Raw genomic sequence first — 20438 nt, 5'->3', positions numbered from 1 at the left:
ATGCTTAACGGACTGCTCAATATAGGCCAGACGGCACTCAATGCCTCCCAGGCCTGGATATCTGTTACTGGCAGCAATATCGCCAATGCCGACACCGAGGGTTATACGCGTCGCTATGTGGACCAGCGCGATGCGGGTACCATAACCTCCAAGCCCGGCGGCGAGAGCATGGGCGTCAATGCCCAGCAGATTCTGCGTTTTTTTGACGCATTTCTTGAGCGTTCCTATGTGCGGCAGTCTACCAACTCTTCCCGCTGGGCCGAGCAGGATACCGTGCTTTCTTCGGTGGAAAACCTGTTCAACGAATCCAACCGGTCTGGCATAAGCTCATCCATGAACGCTTTTTTCAAGGGCTGGCAGGATCTTACCCAGCTTCCTGACAATAATGCCTATCGTGAAAGCCTGCTTTCCTATGCCGACAACCTGAGCGACATGTTCAGCAGCACGTCGGCGAGCCTCAAGGCCATCCAGAGCGAGATGGACGTTTCCATCAATCAGTCTGTGAACCGCATTAACGTGCTGGCCAGGAGCATTGCCGACCTTAACAGGCAGATCACGACCAATACCGTTGACGGCGTGAGCAACCCCAACGCCCTGCTTGACCAGCGCGACCAGATGGTGCGCGAACTGGCGACGCTTGTGGATGTGGAAACCATCGACAACGGCAAGGGCAACTTCACTGTGCAGCTCACCACCGGGCAGCCGCTGGTGCAGGGACAGAACGTCAACGAACTGCAGGTTATGGGGCCGCGCTCGGAAAACAACCTTCAGGTTGGCTCGACCTACAAGGGCAGCGTGGAATTTCAGGGAACGGACAGCCACGAATACACCGTCGAGATGATCAACGGCGGCAGTGTCGGCGATACCCCGCCCCCGAGCTTCCGCGTTTCGCTGGACGGCGGCAAGACATGGCTGCGTGACGAAAACGGCAACGAACTGCACTATGAGATCACCGATGTCGACGGCGACGGCAAGGTTGACCCCGTACAGGTGAAGAACCTGAAAATATCCTTCACCGATGGGCAAGATTTTTCTGCCGGAGACAAGTTCGACATTATGCCCAAAACCGGGCTTTACTGGATAGAGCCCACCCGCGGCCCCCAGAACGTGACCCCGCAGACATATTTTGACGGCTCGGAAAACAAGAACCGCGTCACCGGCGGCAAGCTGACCGCGTACTATACCGTGCGCGACGACAACTGCGGCCGTTACCTCGATGAACTGGACGCCGTGTCTTCCTCCCTGATTTGGGAAGTGAACCGCCTGCACAGCCAGGGCACTGGCACGGAACTGCTGACCTATGCCCAAGGCACGCAGCAGGTGCAGAGTACCCAGCAGCCGCTTGGCTCGCCGCAGTCGATTTTGCCGTATGCCGACAAGCTGCAGAGCGGCAACCTGAACATATATTTTTACGACAAGACCACCGGCGATTTTCGTGAGACTGCTTCCGGCGTCAATTCGCTGGATTTCAGTTCCATCACCCCTCCCGGAACCGTAAATTTTGACCCGGCCTACCACACCCTGCAGGACGTGTGCGACGTTATCAACAGCAGCTTCCCCGACAGCAGCGCTCCCGGGGCCAATATGCTCAAGGCCACCATCCAGGACGGCAAGCTGCTCCTCGAATCGAATCCGGCCAGCAACACCAAGTTTGCTATGGGCGTGGACAGCACGGGGCTTATGGCTGCTCTGGGCATCAACTCCTTTTTCACGGGCGACAGCGCTTCCAACATGGCTGTCAACAGTCAGTTGCACAGCAATGCCAACCTGATCGCTGCTGGCGCCGTCAACGGCCAGAATCAGGCCAACAAGGGCGACAGCTCCACGGCTACAGCCATAGGCGCGCTCGCCACCAAGGACGTGACCATTTCCACGACCTGGAAAACCGTGTCCAACCAGAGTCTCGGCGAATATTACGCAACTCTGGTGACCTCGGTAGGTGCGGATAGGCGGCTTTCCAAGACAAATTCGGAATACCATACGTCCCTTACCACCGACCTTGAAGACCGCGTAACTTCCGTGACAGGGGTGAACCTGGACGAAGAAATGTCCAATCTCATCAAGTTCCAGCATTCATATACGGCGGCCGCCAAGCTTATTACAACCGCTGACCAGATGCTGCAAACCTTGCTGGGCCTCAAGCAATAGGAGCTGCCATGTCCATTCGAGTTACTCAAAGCTCCATGTACAATACCATAGTAGGTCAGATGCAGAAAAGTCTTTCTGCATATATGGAAAGCAACGAGCAGGGATCATCGCAGAAAAAGATCAACCGGCCGTCCGACGATCCAGCGGGAACCTACCGTGTTCTCATGACCAGAGACGATATTAGCGACACCAAGCAGTATCAGTCCAACTGTGATACCGCCGAGGGGTGGCTCTCGCTGGCTGACGATATCCTGGGCACACAACTGAGCACGGCCATGACCAAGCTCAAGAGCTTGATGGAACAGGCCTCCACAGGAACAACTGGCGACCAGCGCAAGCTTATCGCCGAAGAAGCCAGGGAAATTTTTGGCCAGATTCTTAACCTTTCCAATACCCAGTTTAACGACAAAAGTATTTTTGCTGGGCAACGCTATGACCAGAACGCGTACGAGCAGGGTTTGGCTCTGACCAGCTGGGATACGGACTGGAACAGTCAGATAGGCCAGGGAAATTATACCATTGAGGGCGCCAGCAGTTCTTCGATGATGGTGCAGTTTGTCAGTAACGGCACTCTTGGCACCGATGCCCTGAACTATCGCTGGTCCAAGGACGGCGGTGACACCTGGACAACCGAAAGCGTGGCGGCAGGCAGCCGTACTCTGGTGGCCGATGGCGTGACCATCACGATGAACCAGAATATAGCCGTCAGCGCTGCGGATACAACTCTTGGTGCAGGGGCCAACAACGGCACCCTCGTCTATATTCGCCCCACGGCTGTGTATCAGGGCGACGATAACGATCCTCCGCCGGAAATGACTGTTATGGGCGGCCCGGCCAACCTCAACACGTCGGCCAGCGGCGTGTTTGGCAATAATGTGCTGGTTCGTATGGACAGTACTGTGGACTTGAGTAGCACGGGCACGTCCTTTAACTATTCGTACAGTCTTGATAGCGGCGGCACCTGGGTAACGGCTACAGCCCAGACCACGGGCAGCGGCACCGTGCGTTTGCCCGTGCCCGGCGGCTATATGGATATGGACGCCACTGCAGCTGGCACCACCACCATTGATGCGGGAACCCAGGTGCTGATACATCCTGCGCGCGCCAACCTGAATCTGGAAATTATGAAAGGCACTTACATTGCCGTAAACAATGTGGGTAAGGATATTTTTGGTGGCTACTATCAGGGTAAACCAGCCATTGAGGGCAGTGCCAACCTGTTTGAAGTAGTGGGGGAATTTGTTTCCTACTGCGAAAATAACAATCAGGAAGGTTGCCAGAAGAGTCTTGCTGCCATAGAAGCCGCACAGCAGAACATCCTCAGCCAGGAGGCCCGCATCGGCGGTTTGGAAAACCGCGTCAGCTTGGCTCAGGACGTGTTGAGCTTTCAGAGGGTGGACCAGGAAGAACGATTAAGCTATACTGAGGACATTGATCTTACTGAGCTGTTGGCCAAGCTCACGCGGCAGCAGTTGACGTACCAGACTGTGCTTCAGTCGTCGTCGATGATTATGCAAATGAGCCTTGCCAAGTACATATAACAGGTAGCACCTATGCTGATATTAACGCGCCGCCCGGGAGAAAGCCTTTATCTCGGCGAAAACATTCGCATAACCGTTCTGGGTATGCAGGGCAAACAGGTCAAGCTTGGCCTGGAAGTGCCGGGCGACACCACTGTTTACCGCGAAGAAGTATACAAGCGAGTTGTGGAAGAAAACCGACGCGCCCTTGAAACCAGTAACAACGACCTGATGGTGGCTGCTGAATTATGGCACGAAACAAAGAAATAGAAATTGATACCCGCCTTGGGCGGCGCAGTATCGATGCCGATAAGGTTGTGCACTTTCCTCGTGGTCTGGCCGGATTTGAGGATGAGAGAGATTTCATTCTGCTGCAAATCCGTCCTGAAGCGCCTCTGCTTATCTTGCAGAGCACGAGCAACCCGACGGTAGGACTGCTGGTGGCTGATCCTTATAGCTTCATGGACAAAACTGTCTATGTGCCCGCCGTGGGCGAAGCCGAAAAGCAGCTTCTGCAAATTGCAGATCTGGGTGAAACTGCGGTTCTGGTGACAGTATCCATTCCCGCTGGTCAGCCTGAAGCGGCGGTGCTCAATCTGGCAGGTCCCATTGTTATCAACTCCCAGGCCCGCCTGGGCCTGCAGGTGCCCCAGTGCGCCGATGGCCCGCAGCAGGTCTATATGCACAGCCTCAAGCCTGTTGGGGAAGCCTTGCCTGAAGAGCAAGATGCGCCGGCTTCGGCCAAGTAATGCTTCTGCGGCCCGGTGCCGCAAATTCAAAATATGTTCAGAGGCCGCCCAAAGGGGCGGCCTCTTTTTTTTGGCCACAGGGCTTTCAGGTAGATTGGCGTTGAAAATCTTTGAAAAATCGCCGCAAGCTTAACGCACAAAGGCAAAACACAACGCCAGTCCGACATTATTGACGAAGCTTGTCCCGGTCTTATTTATATTTAGAAAAGTATAATAGAAGCAACGAGGCTGCTGACGCAGAAAAATATTTCTTTTTTGTGCCAGCAGAGCTACAAGTTCGTGTTTTTTGAAAACTTCTTTATTTCCGCAAGTTGTTCCATTTTTTTGCCCTTGAGGTGTCTGTGGATGGAGCTTTTTTACGCACAGTTCTGCTAGTGATACCAAAGTTTTTGGGCTCATCCCCTATGCAAGGCTGGTAATCACAGATATATGGTTTTATTCTCGTAGAAAAGCTAACCGATTGGGCAACCAATCGCACAGTGTCCGGTGTGTCCCGGGCTGGCGAGTGGGGCGCACGCTGCACCCCCACCATACAGACGTTCAAGGAGGCCTCATGGCAAGTCAGGCGTTGATCAGGGATTTTGAAGACCTCATTGGCAAGGAAAACGTGTTCAGCTCAGAAGCTGACCGGCAGAGCTATTCGTATGATTCGGCGGTGCTCGCTCCGGTTGTGCCTTCTCTTGTACTGCGTCCGACTTCGACCGAGCAGTTGGGCGTCTGTGTAAAAAAGCTGTACGACAACGGCATCCCCATGACCGTTCGCGGCGCGGGCACCAATCTGTCAGGCGGCACCATCCCCGACAATACCGACACAGTTGTCATCCTGACCAACGGTCTTAACCGCATCATCGAAATCAACTCCGACGACCTTTATGCCGTGGTTGAGCCTGGCGTCATCACCGCCCAGTTCGCCGCCGAAGTCGCCAAGAAAAATCTTTTCTACCCCCCGGATCCGGGTTCCCAGGCTGTGTCCACCATCGGCGGCAACATTGCCGAAAACGCTGGCGGCCTGCGCGGCCTCAAGTACGGCGTTACCAAGGATTACCTCATGGGCGTTGAATTTTTTGACGCCACGGGCGAGATCGTCAAGTCCGGTTCGCGCACGGTCAAGTGCGTCACGGGCTACAACTTGGCCGGCATGCTGGTGCAGTCCGAAGGCACGCTGGGCATCATTTCCCAGGCCATTCTCAAGCTTGTGCCCCCGCCCAAGGCATCCAAGGCTCTTATGGCCGTGTTCGACGAAGTGCAGGACGCCGCCGAAGCTGTGGCTGGCATTATTGCCGCCCACGTTGTGCCCTGTACTCTTGAACTGCTGGACAACAACACCATCGTGCGCGTGGACGACTACACCAAGGCTGGCCTGCCGCGTGAAGCTGGCGCTATTCTGCTGATTGAAGTGGACGGACACCCCGCCCAGGTGGCGGATGACGCCGAAGCCGTGGAGCGTGTGCTCAAGGCCAATCGCGCCCGCGCCGTGCATGTGCCCAAGGACGCCGAAGAAAAGTTCAAATTGTGGGAAGCCCGCCGCATGGCTCTGCCCGTGCTGGCCCGCTGCCGCCCCACCACTGTGCTCGAAGACGCCACTGTGCCGCGCTCGCAGATCCCCGCCATGATGAAGGCCGTCAACGAAATCGCAGCCAAGCACAAGCTTGAAGTTGGTACTTTTGGTCACGCTGGCGACGGCAACCTGCACCCCACCTTCCTTTGCGACAAGCGCGACAAGGACGAATTCCACCGCGTTGAAGAAGCCATTGACGAAATGTTCGATGTAGCCCTCAAGCTGCACGGCACCCTTTCTGGCGAACACGGCATCGGTACGGCCAAGTCCAAATGGATGGAAAAAGAAACTTCACGCGGCACCATTTTGTTCTCGCAGCGGCTGCGTCGCGCTCTTGATCCCAAGGGCCTGTTCAACGCCACCAAGCTGGTGGGAATCTAGGAGCCTACATGAGCAATCTGCACGAATTGTCGCAGCGCCTTATGGCGCTGGATGACAGGATTACAGCCTGTATGAAGTGCGGCATGTGCCAGGCCGTGTGCCCCATGTTCGGGGCTTCCGGCATGGAAGCCGACGTGGCCCGCGGCAAGCTGGCCCTTATTGACAACCTTGCCCACGAAATGATTCAGGATCCCGAGGCCGTGGCCGACAAGCTGGGGCGCTGCCTTTTGTGCGGCTCCTGCCAGGCCTCCTGTCCTCCCGGCGTTCAGATCATGGATGTCTTCATGGAAGCGCGGGAAATCGTCAATGCCTATCTTGGCCTGCATCCGGTCAAGAAAATGATCTTCCGCGCGTTGCTGCCGCAGCCCAGCGTATTCAACCTGGCCATGCGCGTAGGCGCTCCCATGCAGGGACTTATGTTCCGCAGCACGGGCGCTCCGCAAGGCACGGTGTGCGCTCCCATGCTCAACTTCATGCTTGGCGACCGCCACATGCGGCCCCTGGCCAAGAAGCCCCTGCACGTCCGTCACGGCGCGCTGGATGAGCGCCGCCAGCCCGGCGGCATCAAGGTGGCCTTCTACCCCGGCTGTATGGGCGACAAAATGTATGTCGATATGGCCGAAGCCTGCCTCAAGGTACTTCGCCATCACAATGTGGCCGTGTTCATGCCCAAGGGGCTGACCTGCTGCGGCATTCCCGCCCTGTCTTCCGGTGATGCCGACGGCATGGTCAAGCAGATGAAGGTCAACCTCAAGGCCCTTGACGGCGGGGACTTTGACTACATCCTGAGCCCCTGCGGTTCCTGCACCTCCACGGTCAAAGAACTCTGGCCCCGCTATGCCGGCCGTATCGGCGCTGTGGAAAAACGCAAGGCCGATCAGCTGGCCGCCAAGGCTATGGATATTAACGCCTTCCTCGTGGATGTGCTCAAGGTGCAGCCTGCCGGAACCCCGGCTGGCAACGCAACCTCTGTGACCTACCACGATTCCTGCCACCTCAAGAAGTCTTTGGGCGTGGTCAGCCAGCCGCGTGCTGTCATGGCCGCCAACCCTGCCTACAAAGTGGTGGAAATGGCAGAGCCGGACCGCTGCTGCGGCTGCGGCGGCTCGTTTAACCTTTTCCACTATGACTATTCTCGCAAGATCGGTCAGCGCAAGCGTGACAATGTTGTAGCCTCCCAGGCTGAAGTGGTGGCCGCCGGTTGTCCTGCCTGCATGATGCAGCTTGAGGACGTGCTTTCGCACAATAAGGATCGCGTGCGCGTTATGCATACGGTTGAAATATACGCTGAAAGCCTGAAATAGAACGGCCGTTCCGGCGGGGAATATCCTTCCCCGCCGGAGTGACGCGGCACGCCCGCGTAACCAAGATGACCAAAAGGAGTATCGTATGCCCCCTGTGAATCAGGAACTGGTCGAAGCTTTCGCCGCCAAGGCTGCGGCGGTTAGCGCGGTGGTGCAGGAAGTGCCCACTATGGCCGCAGCCCTGCAGTATGTTGTGGATGTTTGCGCCAGCAAAGCTCCCTCTGAACTTCTGGCTGATGCCCCCGGCGTCGCCCAGGGACCCTTGAGCCCCAACAATGTTCCCACCCGCGTGCAGCGTGTGGTTGCGGCCCCGGAACTTAATGATGCGGATTTTGCCGCCCTGGCTGCCGCCTGTGAGGAAAAGGGCTTTCTCTGCATTCGCGAGGGGCTGCGCAACTATCTTGCGGGCATCGACGTGGGCCTTTCCACGGGCATAGTGGGTGTGGCCGCCAGCGCTACCTGTCTGCTCGACACCGACAAGGAAGACGTGCGCCTGACGGGCATGATTTCCGAGGTGTCGATGATCCTCCTGCGCAAATCCGACATTTACCCCGACCTGCCGTCCATTGCCCAGATTCTGCGCGAGCGCATGAGTTCGGCGCCTGCTACCTACACCACAATGGTGACGGGCCCCAGCCGTACGGCTGATATCGAACGTGTGGCCGCCGTGGGCGTACATGGCCCGCTGGAACTCCACATTATTCTTTTGGAGGACTAATCCATGCATGACGCCCTTAAAAGCAATTCCGGCTACCACAAGGAACTGGACGAAGCCCTTAACGACGAATTTCTGCGTCGCACTCTGGATACCTTTGCAGTTGCCTACCGCGCCAACCGCGAGGCCGTGTTCAAAGAAGTGGACGAGCGCGGTCTCATAGCCAAAGTGGCCGATGCCAAGGACTACGCCTGTCAGCACATGGAAGAACTGTACAACCAGTTCAAGTCCGAAGCTGAAAAGCGCGGCGTGCATGTGCACCGTGCCGCTACTGCTGCTGAAGCCAACGAGATCATTTCCCGCATCGCCAAGGAAAACAACGTCAAGCGCGTGGTCAAATCCAAGTCGATGACGGCTGAAGAAATCGAGTTGAATCCCGCTCTTGAGGCTCAGGGCCTCATCGTGGACGAAACCGACCTCGGCGAATGGATCATCCAGCTGCGGCATGAAGGCCCCTCGCACATGGTCATGCCCGCCATCCACCTTTCGCGCTATCAGGTGGCCGACGACTTCACCAAGGCCACTGGCGTGAAACAGGATTCGGACGTGCAGCATCTGGTCAAGGTGGCCCGCGTGCAGCTGCGCCGCAAGTTCATCGCTGCCGATATGGGCATCAGCGGATGCAACTTCGCTGTGGCTGAAAACGGCGCTGTTTCTACCGTGACCAACGAAGGCAACGCCCGCATGGTCACCACCCTGCCGCGCGTGCATGTGGCCATTGCCGGTCTGGACAAGCTTGTAGCCAAGCTGGACGACGCCCTTACGGCTCTGCTGGTGTTGCCCCGTAACGCCACTGCCCAGCGCATCACCTCCTACGTCACCTGGATGTGTGGCGCGGGTCCCTGTGCCGCCAATGCCGACGACAAAAAGATCATGCATGTGGTCTTTCTGGATAACGGCCGCACCGAAATCGCCAAGGATCCGCTGTTCAAGCAGATCTTCCGCTGCGTGCGCTGCGGCGCTTGTGCCAACGTCTGCCCCGTGTACCGCCTCGTGGGCGGCCACAAGATGGGCTACATCTATATTGGCGCCATTGGCCTTATCCTTACCTACTTCTTCCACGGCAAGGAACGTGCCCGTATTCTGAGCCAGAACTGCATGGGCTGTGAATCCTGCGCCAATGTGTGCGCTGGCGGCATCGAGCTGCCGCGCCTCATCCGCGAGATTCGTTCACGCCTCAACGAAGAGCAGGGCGCTCCCATTGAAGCCAACCTGCTGTCGGCTGTGATGAAGAACCGCAAGCTCTTCCACAAGCTGCTCAAGTTCGCCAGCTTCGCCCAGAAGCCCTTTACCCGCGGCGCTCAGTTCCAGCGGCATTTGCCAGCGGTTTTTATGGGCAAGCACAACTTCAAGGCCTTGCCCGCCATTGCTAACAAATCCTTCCGCGACCGCTGGTCTGAAATCGCTCCCAAGGTGCAGAATCCTGTCATGCGCGTGGCCATCTTCAGCGGCTGCGCTCAGGATTTCATCTATCCTGAACAGCTGGAAGCCTGCGTGAAGATTCTGGCCGCCAAGAATGTGGCGGTTGAATTCCCGATGGATCAGTCCTGCTGCGGCTTGCCCCTGGAAATGATGGGACAGCGCAAAACCTCCATTGATGTGGCCAAGCAGAACCTCGCGGCTTTCCGTGGTGGCAACTATGACTACATCATCACGCTCTGCGCGAGCTGCGCCGGACATCTGAAGCACCACTATCCGCAAATTCTTGACAAAGACTATGCGCTGGTGGAAGGTCAGGCTTTCGCTTCCAAGGTCATTGACTTCAGCTCCTTCGTGCACGATGTGCTGGGCCTCAAGCCCGAAGACTTCCACAAGTCTGGCCAGAAGGTCACCTATCACGCTTCCTGCCACCTTTGCCGTGGCCTGAACGTGAAAGAAGCCCCGCGTGCCCTTATTGCCGACGCGGCTGAATATGTGCCCTGCGACGAAGAAGAAGTTTGTTGCGGTTTCGGTGGCAGCTACTCTGTGAAGTTCCCCGAAATCTCGGCACAGCTTCTGGAAAAGAAGGTCAACAATATGAAGGCTACCGGGGCTGATCGCCTGGTGGTGGACTGCCCTGGTTGCGTCATGCAGCTGCGCGGCGGTGCTGAAAAGCAGGGCTTGAAGATCAAGGTCGACCACATCTCTGAGCTGCTGGCCGACAACCTGAAAAAGTAATACTGGTTCAATACCTGATATGAAGAAGCGCCGCTTGAAAAAGCGGCGCTTCTTCGTACTTGCGCGGTTAAACGCCGTAAGGAGCGTGCCTTGTGCCATGTATGGTGCTGCGTAAGCGGCATGTGGGGCAAGCGCCCAGAAAAAGTATGTTCCTGGTTTGAACATCGAGAGGCCACTGGAAGGAAGAAGCCCTGAAGGCGGCACCGGGAAAGGCCGTGAAGTGGCGAGCCTGCAAGGCCAGTGGGCACTGAAATTCTGGCAAAAAGGCGTCACAAGTCGCACCCGCAGATCGGGCTTTTGCGTGCCGCGAATCGGCTCAAGCGCGCGGGAGAACAGAACGGCTATGTCCACGCAAGGAGGGGACTTTGCCGATATGGCGACCGCAAGAACAAGCTACATACGGGCTTGTCAACAGCCGGATGCACAAATACCCGCCAGCAGCGGGCTGTCTGCATTGCCGCGCAGGGGTACGCTAATGCAAAAACTGCGAAGGAATGCGCCACCAGTACCAGTGGCTGACGACTGTGGAATCTTGAGGTTCCCATTCACCGCAGGTTTCAAAGTAATGCAAGACCCGGCTTTCAGCTTCACTGAGGGCGCGTCCCTTTTCGACAATCTGGCGCAGACGGAAAAAGATGGTCAGGCACTCAAAGAGGCCAAGGCAGTCTTCATCCATGCTGATGTCATTCTGGAGCCGTAAAATGAACTCCTGATAGAAGGGATTGTCTTCACCCACGCAGAGGTCGAATGACGAGCTGTGTTCCAGCAGATACTTCAGGCCCTGCGAAAAAAGCCTGTGGGTTGGGAGGGGGGAGGCTTGCGATGTGCTGGCCGTATACAATCTTTCCATTGCCTTGTGATGACTGGAAAGTGGCATAGTTGACTCCTCTAGCTAGTGATTCTGAGGGCTTTCGAGTAACAGAATATATATAAAATTACAAATTATTCTATAATAGCAAACCAGACACAAGAATAGACACGAAAAGGAGAAACTCTATAGGGCTGCTGCAACGAGGCAGCAAAGGAATCCGGTGTGGGCTGGGCCGTTAGCGTATAGGTCGGCGGGGTTGCAGGTACTGCGGCTGAAAAAACAACCTGTACTGCTTGGCGGGAGAAAGGTGGGCCGGTCTGCTGACCTCGCCTTCAATGGATAGAGGCTTGTCGGACAGGCCAAAGGGCTGCAATTGCCCCGGCGCAACATCCATGTGTGACAATCTTTCTCCGGTGACGTTAAAAACGGGCATGGTGCTGTTGGTATTGCCAGCCGCGAGAATACCGGATTTGCCCGCAGGTAATATGGTTTCAGTGGTTCCATTATGGGCGGTAGCATTGAGCAGGCTTGGCACAGGCAGGTCTGTGCGTCGCAGAACATCAAGGAAATCGTTGCCAGTGCGGCCCACAAAGGTCACCAGAGAGGTGCCATCGCCGTAAACCAGCAGGCTGACTGGCATGGTGCCGCCATGAATGCCCATAAAGGCCGGTCGGCCCCCAGCGGGCATAACGATCCAGGGCTCCTCTGATTGGGTATTGTTTTCACGGGTGCTCAAGGGCTGTGCTGCCTGGGCCTTGGTCCAGACGCCGACGACAAGCACAAGGCACAGAATGCAAAAAGGCAGTAGCTTCATGCCGTTCATACTTCCATTTTTCTGCAAGGATGCGCTTATGCGTGCAGGCCGTGTGCACCGTGACATATTTTACCGGGAGTGAGATTGGTTCAAAATTGGCCTTTTGTGGCTCCAGAAGTGGTCTCAATTCCGTAAAAATTGAATGCTAGCGCATTCGCACGACTAATGCCAGAACCCGCGCTTTGAAAACCTTGAATCACGCACCAACAGTTTGGATGCACTTTAAAACATTTAGTAAGGGGCGGCATAATTGTCAAGGCGCTTGAGCCGCTAGATTGCTGAAAATCAACGAAAAAGTATTGTTATTTTGCACGGCTGCGCTTTGCTGGCTGCGCTGGAACCGGAACAGGCTCCGGTTTGGGCGGCAGTGGCGGGCTGAGATCAGGCGGGGCCGGAATTTGTGGAAGGTTTTTACCGCTGCCAAGATAGTGCAGAAAAAATTCGCTCAATGCGGCGAACATGTTTTTGTGTATGCTTTTTCTGTCTTCTTCGCGCACAGACCGGCAAAGCTCTGGCAATTCCGCTTCCAGTGCGGGCGGGCAGGGGGCCATGAGCGCCCCGGCGTCTGCCTTGTCCAGCACAAGCCAGCGGGCTTTCTTGCCCGTAAATTCGTAAACGCGTCGGGCATGCAAGGCCGTGTTGTTAAGACCGTCGTTGGAGGCGGCCATAAGAAGCAGGGGCGGGTAAAACCAGCGGAAGGAGTCTCGGTTGAAAAGCATGCCAAATCCGGGGGCCACCGCAGCCACGGCCTTGACGCGCGTGTCTGCCAGACTTTTGGACAAAGGCAGGCTGCGGCAAAGACCTTCCATGCGGTTTTTCGCCCATACGTTGCAGTACATGTCGTGCGAGCCAGCTTGCGCGCAATAGTTTTGCCAGCCTTCGCAATCGGGCAGTGCGCCGCCCAGCAAAAGAGCGGCTGTGCCACCTGCACCGAAGCCCAGAACGCCGATGCGGTCAGGGTCAATGGTGGGCTCCGCTTCAGGGTCGTTGAGCAGCAGGGGAATAAGGCTGGAAAGTTCCCGGACCCTGTTTGACAACTGTTGCCAGGTGAGCAGCAGATCCATATTGTCCATATTGTCGCCAGGGTGGGTAGGCGCCGCTACCACAAAACCACTGGCTGCCAGCCATGCGGCTGTGTCATGATAGGAGAAGCGTGATCCTGCCGTATCGTGCGAGAGCAGAATGAGCGGAAAGCGCCCTTCCACGGCTTTGCCGCCCCGTGCGGCTGAAATTTCCCACGGGCCATACTGGATGTCACGCGGGGGACGAACCGAGGGATACCAGAGGTTCACATCGAGCCGTAGTCCGTTTTCGCCGTCCCAGTGTCCAAGGGTACGAAAACCCACGTTGTAAAAGTCGGCTCTGGCGTTCAGGGCCGGAATTAAAAGAAAACAGAGGCACAGTGTGAGGATGGCGGAAATATTCTGTCGCATGCTCGTGTTGTGCCACAAGCGGCCTTGGGGTACAAGAGCGATCGGAGTGTCGAACTGCTCCTGAAAATCGGCCCGGAGAGCGAATTATATGGATATAATCAGTTATTTCAGCGATTTCGTACTGCACATTGATGTGCATCTCTTTGAACTGGTGGAGCAGTATGGGCTCTGGGTCTACGCCATACTCTTTATCATTGTTTTTTGTGAAACCGGGCTTGTGGTGACACCCTTTCTGCCGGGCGATTCCCTGCTTTTCGCCGCAGGTGTGGTGGCCGGAACAGGCCTCATGGGCTATGTGGAAGTGATGGTGGTACTGCTGGCGGCAGGTATTCTTGGCGACGCCGTCAACTATTGCATTGGCCGCCATGTTGGGCCGGCGATTTTTTCCCGCGACACCCGCTTTATCAAAAAAGAGCATCTGCTCAAGGCCCATCATTTTTATGAACGTCATGGTGGCAAAGCCATTGTGCTGGCCCGCTTCGTGCCCATTGTGCGCACCTTCGCGCCCTTTGTGGCAGGCATTGCACTTATGTGCCCCCGCACCTTCTTTTTCTACAATGTGACGGGGTGCGTTTTGTGGGTCGGCTGCCTGGTTTCCGCAGGATTTTTTTTGGGAAATCTGGAGTGGGTACGCCAGAATTTCAGCCTCATCGTTTACGGCATTGTGGTCGTATCCGTACTGCCCGTGGCCATTGAAGTGCTGCGCTCCTGGTTTGGCGGCAAGAAAAAAGATAACGAAGCGGAAGACGACAAAAAATAGCCTTCGTTCTGAAGCCTGCAAACAGTAATTGAAAATCCCGCCAATGGCGGGATTTTTTGTGTCTTCTGAAGGGATGGGAGCTCTGTTTCCTGCACAGTCTAAACCATCACGCGCAGCCGCCCGTCTTCCATTTGGGCCTCGCGGTTGATGCAAAGGGGAGCGTCCTCACCGTGGTGGGACACAAAGACAATATGCAGCCCTTTTATGGCCAGCTGGTCCAGCAGGTTAAGGTAGTGGGCGCGGCTGGGAGCGTCCAGCCCGGAGCACGGTTCGTCCAGCAGCAGAATGTCCGGCTCGCCCACCAGCGCGCGCGCCAGAAAAAGGCGGCGCAACTGCCCCGTGGACAGGTGACGGATGGACTGGCGGCCAAGGGCTTCCACATCTTCAGCACTTTCTTCAGGAAACATTTCCTGCATGCGGCGGAGGGCTTCTGCCTTTTCTGCCGGGCTGAACTTGCGGTATACGCCAATGCTGTTGTCAAAGCCGGTGCAGACCATCTCGTGCGCCGTAAGGGAGTAGCCGTAGAGCGCCTGTGAAAGGTCCGATACCAGCCGGACGCCCTTGCGTACCTCTGCCAGGGTATCCACTGCGCCGCCCTGATGTGGCAGCCAGCGTTCCAGTGTGCCACCTGCAGCCGTGAATTCGTCTCCCGCCAGGAGGCGCAGCAGGGTGGATTTGCCCGAACCGTTGGCCCCGCTGATGCGCCAGTGTTCACCTTGATGCACGCTCCAGGTAATGTCGCGCAGTACCTTTTGCCTGTCGATGAAGACCGTCACATTTTCAAGATCCAGCAGGGGAGGCAGGCTTTCTGTTTCACATATGTCGTTGGCCGTTTTTTGCAGATCGGGCATGAACTGTCCTCCTCCATCGGCCTGTTCCGGCGGTATTGTGTACAGGCGTCCTTCGCTGACGTAGCGCCTCTCCACGCACCATTCGGGTATCTGCCCCGGACGGTGTGCGGTCATGACAATGGTGCAGCGCGGGGCGTATTCTTCCAGCACGTCAAAGAAAATTTCCCGGTAACGGGCGTCCAGCCCGTCGGTGCATTCGTCGAGCAAAAGCAGGGCAGGAGCCCGCAACAGCGCTCTGCCCAAAAGAAGCAGACGCAGCTGCCCCTGAGAAAGGGTGGGCGTGTCCCGGTCCAAAAGGCCCTCTGCTTCGAGGCGGCTAGCCATGCGCACGGCTGCTTCGCGGCGTGCAAACGCCTGATTGCCGCCGTCTGAATAAATCAGGGGAGTGTCTTCAAAACCAGTGAGCAGCAGGTCAAGGCCTGTGAGATCCCACGCCTGACGCTGATAATTTTCTTGTTGTGCAGGAGAAACAAGCGTTGTCATGGCGCGTCCGGCCAGCGGCGACTGTTCGGGGCCCTCTGCCGTATGCCACCAGATATGGCCGCTTGCGGGCCAAAGTTCACCACGCAGCAGACGCAACAGGGTAGACTTGCCGGAGCCGTTGGCCCCAAGCAGGGCGCAGTGGCGCCCACGCTCAATCCGCCAGTCGATGTGGTGCAAGACCGTCCGCTGACTGGCGTCACCGGGCAGAAAAAGACTCAGATTTTCGATGGTCACAAGCGGTTCAAACATAGATCATTCCTGCTGCCGAACTTCAACGCAAGGTGAACAGGCTCGGCTGTGTGGAAGAGGCGCTGTTCTTTGGCTGTCCTGTACTGCCGGGCAGCCCATCGGGGCTGTGTTGCCGGGTCCAGCCTGATGGAACCGTTGAAGTTGGCTTATGGCTTTATGGCTGGCAGCTTCCCGTGCTTTTGCCGGGAGGCTGCCCGAGCCATTTCTAGAGTAGAATAACTGTTAAAAAACTAAAATGTTCTAGTGGGTTGGTCTTAAATTGGGTAGACATTGCGTTGCCCACGGTCAAACACGGTATATTCTTTGAAGCCAAAAGCGCGCGCGTAGGAGGCCAGGCGGGCAAAACCGTAGCCCACATCGTCTGTAACGTGCGCGTCGGAAGCAAAGCTAATGGGCAGATCCATTTCCGCTGCCATTACCATAATGGGAGGCGCGGGGTAGATTTCGCGGCAAGCTTTGCGCAGCCCTGCCGAGGAGATTTCCATGCTCATGCCAGACTGCCGCAGGGCCGCGAGACCACGCCGCACAAGAGCCTGGCTTTCCGGCTTGGTCAGCCAGACGTGAAACTGCTCAACGGAGAAAATCTTGACGAGGTCGGGATGGGCAGCAATGTTGAAAAGGCCCGAAGCCAGCATGCGCTCCCATATTTCAAAGTAGCGTGTGTACTGGATTTCGCATTCTTCTTGCGACATGCCTTTCCAGGGCTCGGAGCCGTCGTCAAAGCCCCATTGCCCGATAAAGTGCACGCTGCCCAGCAGATAGTCGAAATCATAGGCGGCGCAGGACGCGAGGGTGAAGTCCAGTTGCCCTTCAAGCCAGTCCATTTCCATGCCAAAAAGTACACGGCAGGGGCCATTTGCATTGGCGGCCTTGAGGGCCAGAACTTCGCTGGCGTAGTCCGGCAAGTGGCGCGTGAGTTTGTCTCTGTACTCGTTTGTATAGTCAAAACCCAAGGGCCGGGGCGAATGTTCTGTAAAGCCGATGATCTCAAGGCCCTTGGCCTGGGCGGCTGCGTACATTTCAGCGGGGCTGTTGCCGCCGTGGGAATACTTGGTGTGGTTATGCAGGTCTGCGAGGATCATGAGTGGGCTTTCCTGAGTGGGGTTTCCTGAATGCTCCGGGGGAGCCCCGGCCTCCCAATGCAGGGAGGAAGGTTGCTGTATGGGGATACTATGAACCGTAAAGGCCCGGCTGGCAAGATGCAGCAGGCAGGGCGCGCCCTGCCTGCGCCCGAGCGGGGTCAAGACGGGCGTGCCGTACAAAAAAGGGTGGAAACGTCTGACAGACATTCCCACCCCTGAAACAACAACGTGATGCGGCTGTATTTTACTTCAGCAGGCGCTTTACGATTTCCTGACCGGCCTTGCGTCCTGCACCCATTGCAAGAATGACGGTGGCAGCGCCAGTAACGATGTCGCCTCCGGCAAAAACGTTGGGAATAGACGTTTCGCCAGTTTCTTCATTCACCTCGATGTAGCCCCACTTGTTTTGCTTGAGCTTGGGGGTGGCGTCGAGAAGGATGGGGTTGGAGCGCGTGCCCAGAGCCACAACGGCCAGATCGGTGGGCAGGTCGAATACTTCGCCTTCAATGGCTACGGGGCGGCGGCGGCCAGATGCATCGGCTTCGCCCAGTTCCATCTTTTGCAGGGTAACGGACTTCAGACGCATTTCGGCGTCGCCGTTAAAGCGCACTGGTGCGGAAAGCATTGCGAACTGCACGCCTTCTTCCTCGGCGTGTTCCAGCTCTTCAAGGCGGGCAGGCATTTCTGCCCTGGTGCGGCGGTAAACGATGTGTACGCTTTCAGCGCCCATGCGCAGGGCGGTGCGGGCCGCGTCCATAGCCACGTTGCCAGCGCCGAAGACTGTCACATTCTTGCCGGGAAAGGCCGGGGTGTCCTGACCGGGGAAATCATAGGCGCGGCCCAGATTTACGCGGGTAAGGTATTCGTTGGCCGAAAATACGCCCACAAGGTTTTCGCCGGGTACGCCCAAAAAAGTGGGCAGGCCAGCGCCTACGCCGATAAAGACGGCGTGGTGGGTTTCCAGCAGTTCTTCAACCTCGACGGTGCGTCCGCCAACATAGTTGAGATGAAAATCCACACCTGCCAGGCGCAGGCCGTTGATTTCTGTGGCAACCACATTCTTGGGCAAGCGGAAGGCGGGGATGCCATAAATCAGCACGCCGCCGGGTTCGTGCAGGGCTTCGTACACGTCTACCTTGATGCCCGCGGCGGCACAGACGCCGGCACAGGTCAGGGAAGAGGGGCCGGAACCGATACAGGCCACCTTGAGGTCGCCGCGCGGCAAGGCGCAAGAGTTGGTGCCCGTAACCTGCTCACAGGCCGATGTGGCAATATAGGTGTCGGCCACAAAGCGTTCAAGACGGCCAATGGCCACAGGCTGCCCCTTGGCAGTGAGGATGCACTTGCCTTCGCACTGGTGTTCCTGCGGGCAAACGCGGCCGCACACGGCGGGCAGGCTGTTGGTGCTCTTGATTATGCGGTAGGCGGCGTCCATATTGCCAAGAGAAACTTCACGGATAAAGTCGCGGATGGGAACTTCTACGGGGCAACCGCTGACGCAGAGGGGCTTTTTGCACTGAAGGCAGCGCTTGGCTTCTTCAATAGCCATTTCTCTGGTGTATCCCAGGGCGACTTCTTCAAAATTCGCGCGCCGTACTTCGGCAGGCTGGCAGGGCATATCCACCCTGGGGGCAAGGGGCTTCTTTTTGGGGGTCTTAGTTTCCATGAGCAGTCCTCTGATAGTCGTCAATGGAGACTTTTTCCTGTTCACGATAGGCAGCCAGACGGCGGCGCAGTTCGGGAAAATCTACTTCGTGCCCGTCAAATTCGGGGCCGTCCACACAGGCGAATTTGGTTTTGCCGCCAACGCTGACGCGGCAGGCGCCACACATGCCAATACCGTCAACCATGATGGGGTTGAGGCTGACAGTGGTTCTGACGCCAAAGGGGCGCGTGGTTTCGGCTACGGCGGCCATCATCGGTACGGGGCCGACGGCCACCACTTCAAAGACGGTCTTGTCTTTTTTAAGCCTGTCGCGCAGAAGGTCGGTCACCAGGCCCTTGTGGCCGTAGCTGCCGTCGTCTGTAGAAATAAGCAGTTCGTCCACAAAGGATTTCAGCTCTTTTTCAAACAGCAACAGGTCCTTGCTGCGTGCGCCGATAACGCCCACAACCTTGTTGCCCGCCCGCGCGTGGCCCTTGGCGATGTGGTGCATGGCGGCAATGCCCGTGCCGCCGCCCACACAGATGACGGTGCCTTTCTTTTCAATATGGGTGGGGTGGCCCAGGGGGCCGCAGACGTCAAGAATGGCGTCGCCCACATTGAGAGCTTCAAGCAGGGCCGTGCTTTTGCCCATAACAAGATACACAATGGTAATGGTGCCGTTTTCGGCATCGGTATCTGCAATGGTAAGGGGAATGCGTTCTCCGTTGGGAGTCATACGCAGCATGACAAAATGCCCGGGTTTTGCCTTCCGGGCGATTTCCGGCGCATCGAGCACCAGCTTGCTGGTTTTGCCCGGGATCAGGCTTTCCTTGTGCAATATGGGTGTTGGCATAGGCTCTCCTCTTCTGGCTTGATGTGACGATGGTATCTGTGATTACGAACCCTTGCAAGCGCAACCCGCACGGGGTGGCTGCATAACCATCTCTATATAAACATCTTTAATATTGTTCTGCGTATTTTTCTAGAAAATTGGACATTTCGCTAAAGGTTTTAATTCCGTGTACCGATAAGGCTAATGATGAGTGGGGAAGGGGAGACATGTGTCGCTAACAAGGAAGCGAACCAGCCCCCCCGATGCAGGGAAGCAGTGATCCATTCAGGGAGGAATGGTCATGTCGCAACGCATCAATGACGCATTCCTGTCGGAAAACGGACCGCAGGACAGGCCCGCTCCTTATTACGAGGAGCATGATCTTGCCCTGATACAACGGTACCTTACCGTACTGGAAGACAATAAGAAGGCCAGCCGCTCGGGTATAACCGACGCAGGAATGGCAATGGACATGGCGGGATTTGTGCGGCAGCAGCTGCAAAAGCCCGCGCAGCGGCCCCGAATATCATCTGCCCTTATGGCTTTGGCCTTGGTGCAGAAAGTACCTGACGGGCCACAACAGTAAACCGGCGTTTTTTGCCCTTGTGGGCGAGACGCCGCGGAACCTGAAAAAACGCAACCTGGGCAGGCAGTGTAACACTGCAATGCCGATGTTAAACGAAAAGCATCACTTTTCCGTGACATGAACGGGTGCGTGGCCGGTTCGCAGTCCATGAACAATTCTCCACTCATGTGAAGGGGAGGGCCGTGGGGGCTCTCCCCTTCTTTTATGGATTTGCACCAGAGGGTAGATGGCTGGCCGTGCGGCCGTCATACGCCGATGCTCCGTAAATGGCTGGCCGGGTCAGGCTGACCGGCGAGGGGCAGAGGCCGGATAGTCTGAATAGCATGGCAGTGGCAGCCGTGATAGAGCGGTGATTTTGGC

At 56.7% G+C, this 20438-nt stretch carries 17 protein-coding genes; 10 read left to right on the top strand and 7 right to left on the bottom strand.

Annotated elements, in window-relative coordinates:
- From flgK to ldhH, 8 genes are all read left to right on the top strand, one after another.
- Nucleotides 1–2148, top strand: coding sequence for a flagellar hook-associated protein FlgK (flgK, locus tag HNQ38_RS12760; RefSeq protein ID WP_183721716.1), 2148 nt, complete (start codon nucleotides 1–3; stop codon nucleotides 2146–2148).
- 8 nt (nucleotides 2149–2156) lie between these two features.
- On the top strand, nucleotides 2157–3689 hold the full coding sequence (locus HNQ38_RS12755) for a flagellin N-terminal helical domain-containing protein (RefSeq protein WP_183721713.1): 1533 nt from the start codon (nucleotides 2157–2159) through the stop codon (nucleotides 3687–3689).
- A gap of 12 nt (nucleotides 3690–3701) precedes the next feature.
- On the top strand, nucleotides 3702–3938 hold the full coding sequence (csrA, locus tag HNQ38_RS12750; RefSeq protein ID WP_012625619.1) for a carbon storage regulator CsrA: 237 nt from the start codon (nucleotides 3702–3704) through the stop codon (nucleotides 3936–3938).
- Entirely contained in the window at nucleotides 3917–4417 is a 501-nt protein-coding gene (gene fliW / locus HNQ38_RS12745) for a flagellar assembly protein FliW (RefSeq protein WP_183721710.1), read from the top strand. The genes csrA and fliW overlap by 22 nt, the downstream gene beginning before the upstream one ends.
- 553 nt (nucleotides 4418–4970) lie before the next feature.
- Nucleotides 4971–6356 (top strand): FAD-binding oxidoreductase, encoded by a 1386-nt coding sequence (locus HNQ38_RS12740; protein ID WP_183721707.1) that lies wholly within the window; start codon nucleotides 4971–4973, stop codon nucleotides 6354–6356.
- Between the two features lie 8 nt (nucleotides 6357–6364).
- On the top strand, nucleotides 6365–7660 hold the full coding sequence (locus HNQ38_RS12735; protein WP_183721704.1) for a (Fe-S)-binding protein: 1296 nt from the start codon (nucleotides 6365–6367) through the stop codon (nucleotides 7658–7660).
- Between the two features lie 85 nt (nucleotides 7661–7745).
- Nucleotides 7746–8378, top strand: coding sequence for a LutC/YkgG family protein (locus tag HNQ38_RS12730; protein WP_183721701.1), 633 nt, complete (start codon nucleotides 7746–7748; stop codon nucleotides 8376–8378).
- 3 nt (nucleotides 8379–8381) lie between these two features.
- A complete protein-coding gene (gene ldhH / locus HNQ38_RS12725; protein ID WP_183721698.1) occupies nucleotides 8382–10532 on the top strand; it encodes an L-lactate dehydrogenase (quinone) large subunit LdhH in 2151 nt (716 codons plus the stop codon).
- Between the two features lie 472 nt (nucleotides 10533–11004).
- Here the strand turns inward: ldhH and HNQ38_RS12720 are convergent, their stop codons facing one another.
- The 3 genes from HNQ38_RS12720 to HNQ38_RS12710 form a co-directional block, all read right to left on the bottom strand.
- Entirely contained in the window at nucleotides 11005–11409 is a 405-nt protein-coding gene (locus HNQ38_RS12720) for a hypothetical protein (protein ID WP_183721695.1), read from the bottom strand.
- Nucleotides 11410–11578: 169 nt separating this feature from the next.
- Complete coding sequence (locus tag HNQ38_RS12715; RefSeq protein ID WP_246388146.1) at nucleotides 11579–12157, bottom strand: hypothetical protein; 579 nt, start codon at nucleotides 12155–12157, stop codon at nucleotides 11579–11581.
- Nucleotides 12158–12459: 302 nt separating this feature from the next.
- Entirely contained in the window at nucleotides 12460–13590 is a 1131-nt protein-coding gene (locus tag HNQ38_RS12710) for an alpha/beta hydrolase family protein (RefSeq protein ID WP_183721689.1), read from the bottom strand.
- 88 nt (nucleotides 13591–13678) lie between these two features.
- Between HNQ38_RS12710 and HNQ38_RS12705 the strand changes: the two genes are divergently transcribed.
- Complete coding sequence (locus HNQ38_RS12705) at nucleotides 13679–14350, top strand: DedA family protein (RefSeq protein ID WP_183721686.1); 672 nt, start codon at nucleotides 13679–13681, stop codon at nucleotides 14348–14350.
- Nucleotides 14351–14448: 98 nt separating this feature from the next.
- Here the strand turns inward: HNQ38_RS12705 and HNQ38_RS12700 are convergent, their stop codons facing one another.
- The 4 genes from HNQ38_RS12700 to HNQ38_RS12685 all read right to left on the bottom strand — a co-directional run bounded on the left by HNQ38_RS12700 (nucleotide 14449) and on the right by HNQ38_RS12685 (nucleotide 19513).
- Complete coding sequence (locus HNQ38_RS12700; RefSeq protein WP_183721681.1) at nucleotides 14449–15933, bottom strand: ATP-binding cassette domain-containing protein; 1485 nt, start codon at nucleotides 15931–15933, stop codon at nucleotides 14449–14451.
- 254 nt (nucleotides 15934–16187) lie between these two features.
- On the bottom strand, nucleotides 16188–17222 hold the full coding sequence (locus HNQ38_RS12695; protein ID WP_343060186.1) for a histidinol-phosphatase: 1035 nt from the start codon (nucleotides 17220–17222) through the stop codon (nucleotides 16188–16190).
- A gap of 37 nt (nucleotides 17223–17259) precedes the next feature.
- Complete coding sequence (gene gltA, locus HNQ38_RS12690; RefSeq protein ID WP_183721667.1) at nucleotides 17260–18681, bottom strand: NADPH-dependent glutamate synthase; 1422 nt, start codon at nucleotides 18679–18681, stop codon at nucleotides 17260–17262.
- The gene (locus tag HNQ38_RS12685) at nucleotides 18671–19513 is read right to left on the bottom strand and encodes a sulfide/dihydroorotate dehydrogenase-like FAD/NAD-binding protein (protein ID WP_183721664.1); all 843 of its coding nucleotides are present in this window, start codon (nucleotides 19511–19513) and stop codon (nucleotides 18671–18673) included. Before HNQ38_RS12685 ends, gltA begins: the two co-directional genes overlap by 11 nt.
- A 280-nt stretch (nucleotides 19514–19793) precedes the next feature.
- Between HNQ38_RS12685 and HNQ38_RS12680 the strand changes: the two genes are divergently transcribed.
- Nucleotides 19794–20078 (top strand): hypothetical protein, encoded by a 285-nt coding sequence (locus tag HNQ38_RS12680; protein WP_183721661.1) that lies wholly within the window; start codon nucleotides 19794–19796, stop codon nucleotides 20076–20078.
- Nucleotides 20079–20438 lie beyond the last annotated feature (360 nt).

Origin of the sequence: Desulfovibrio intestinalis (assembly GCF_014202345.1) — a bacterium.
Lineage (GTDB): Bacteria > Desulfobacterota > Desulfovibrionia > Desulfovibrionales > Desulfovibrionaceae > Desulfovibrio > Desulfovibrio intestinalis.
Note: the sequence above shows the minus strand (reverse complement) of the source record. Positions and strands in the feature narration are given on the sequence as shown.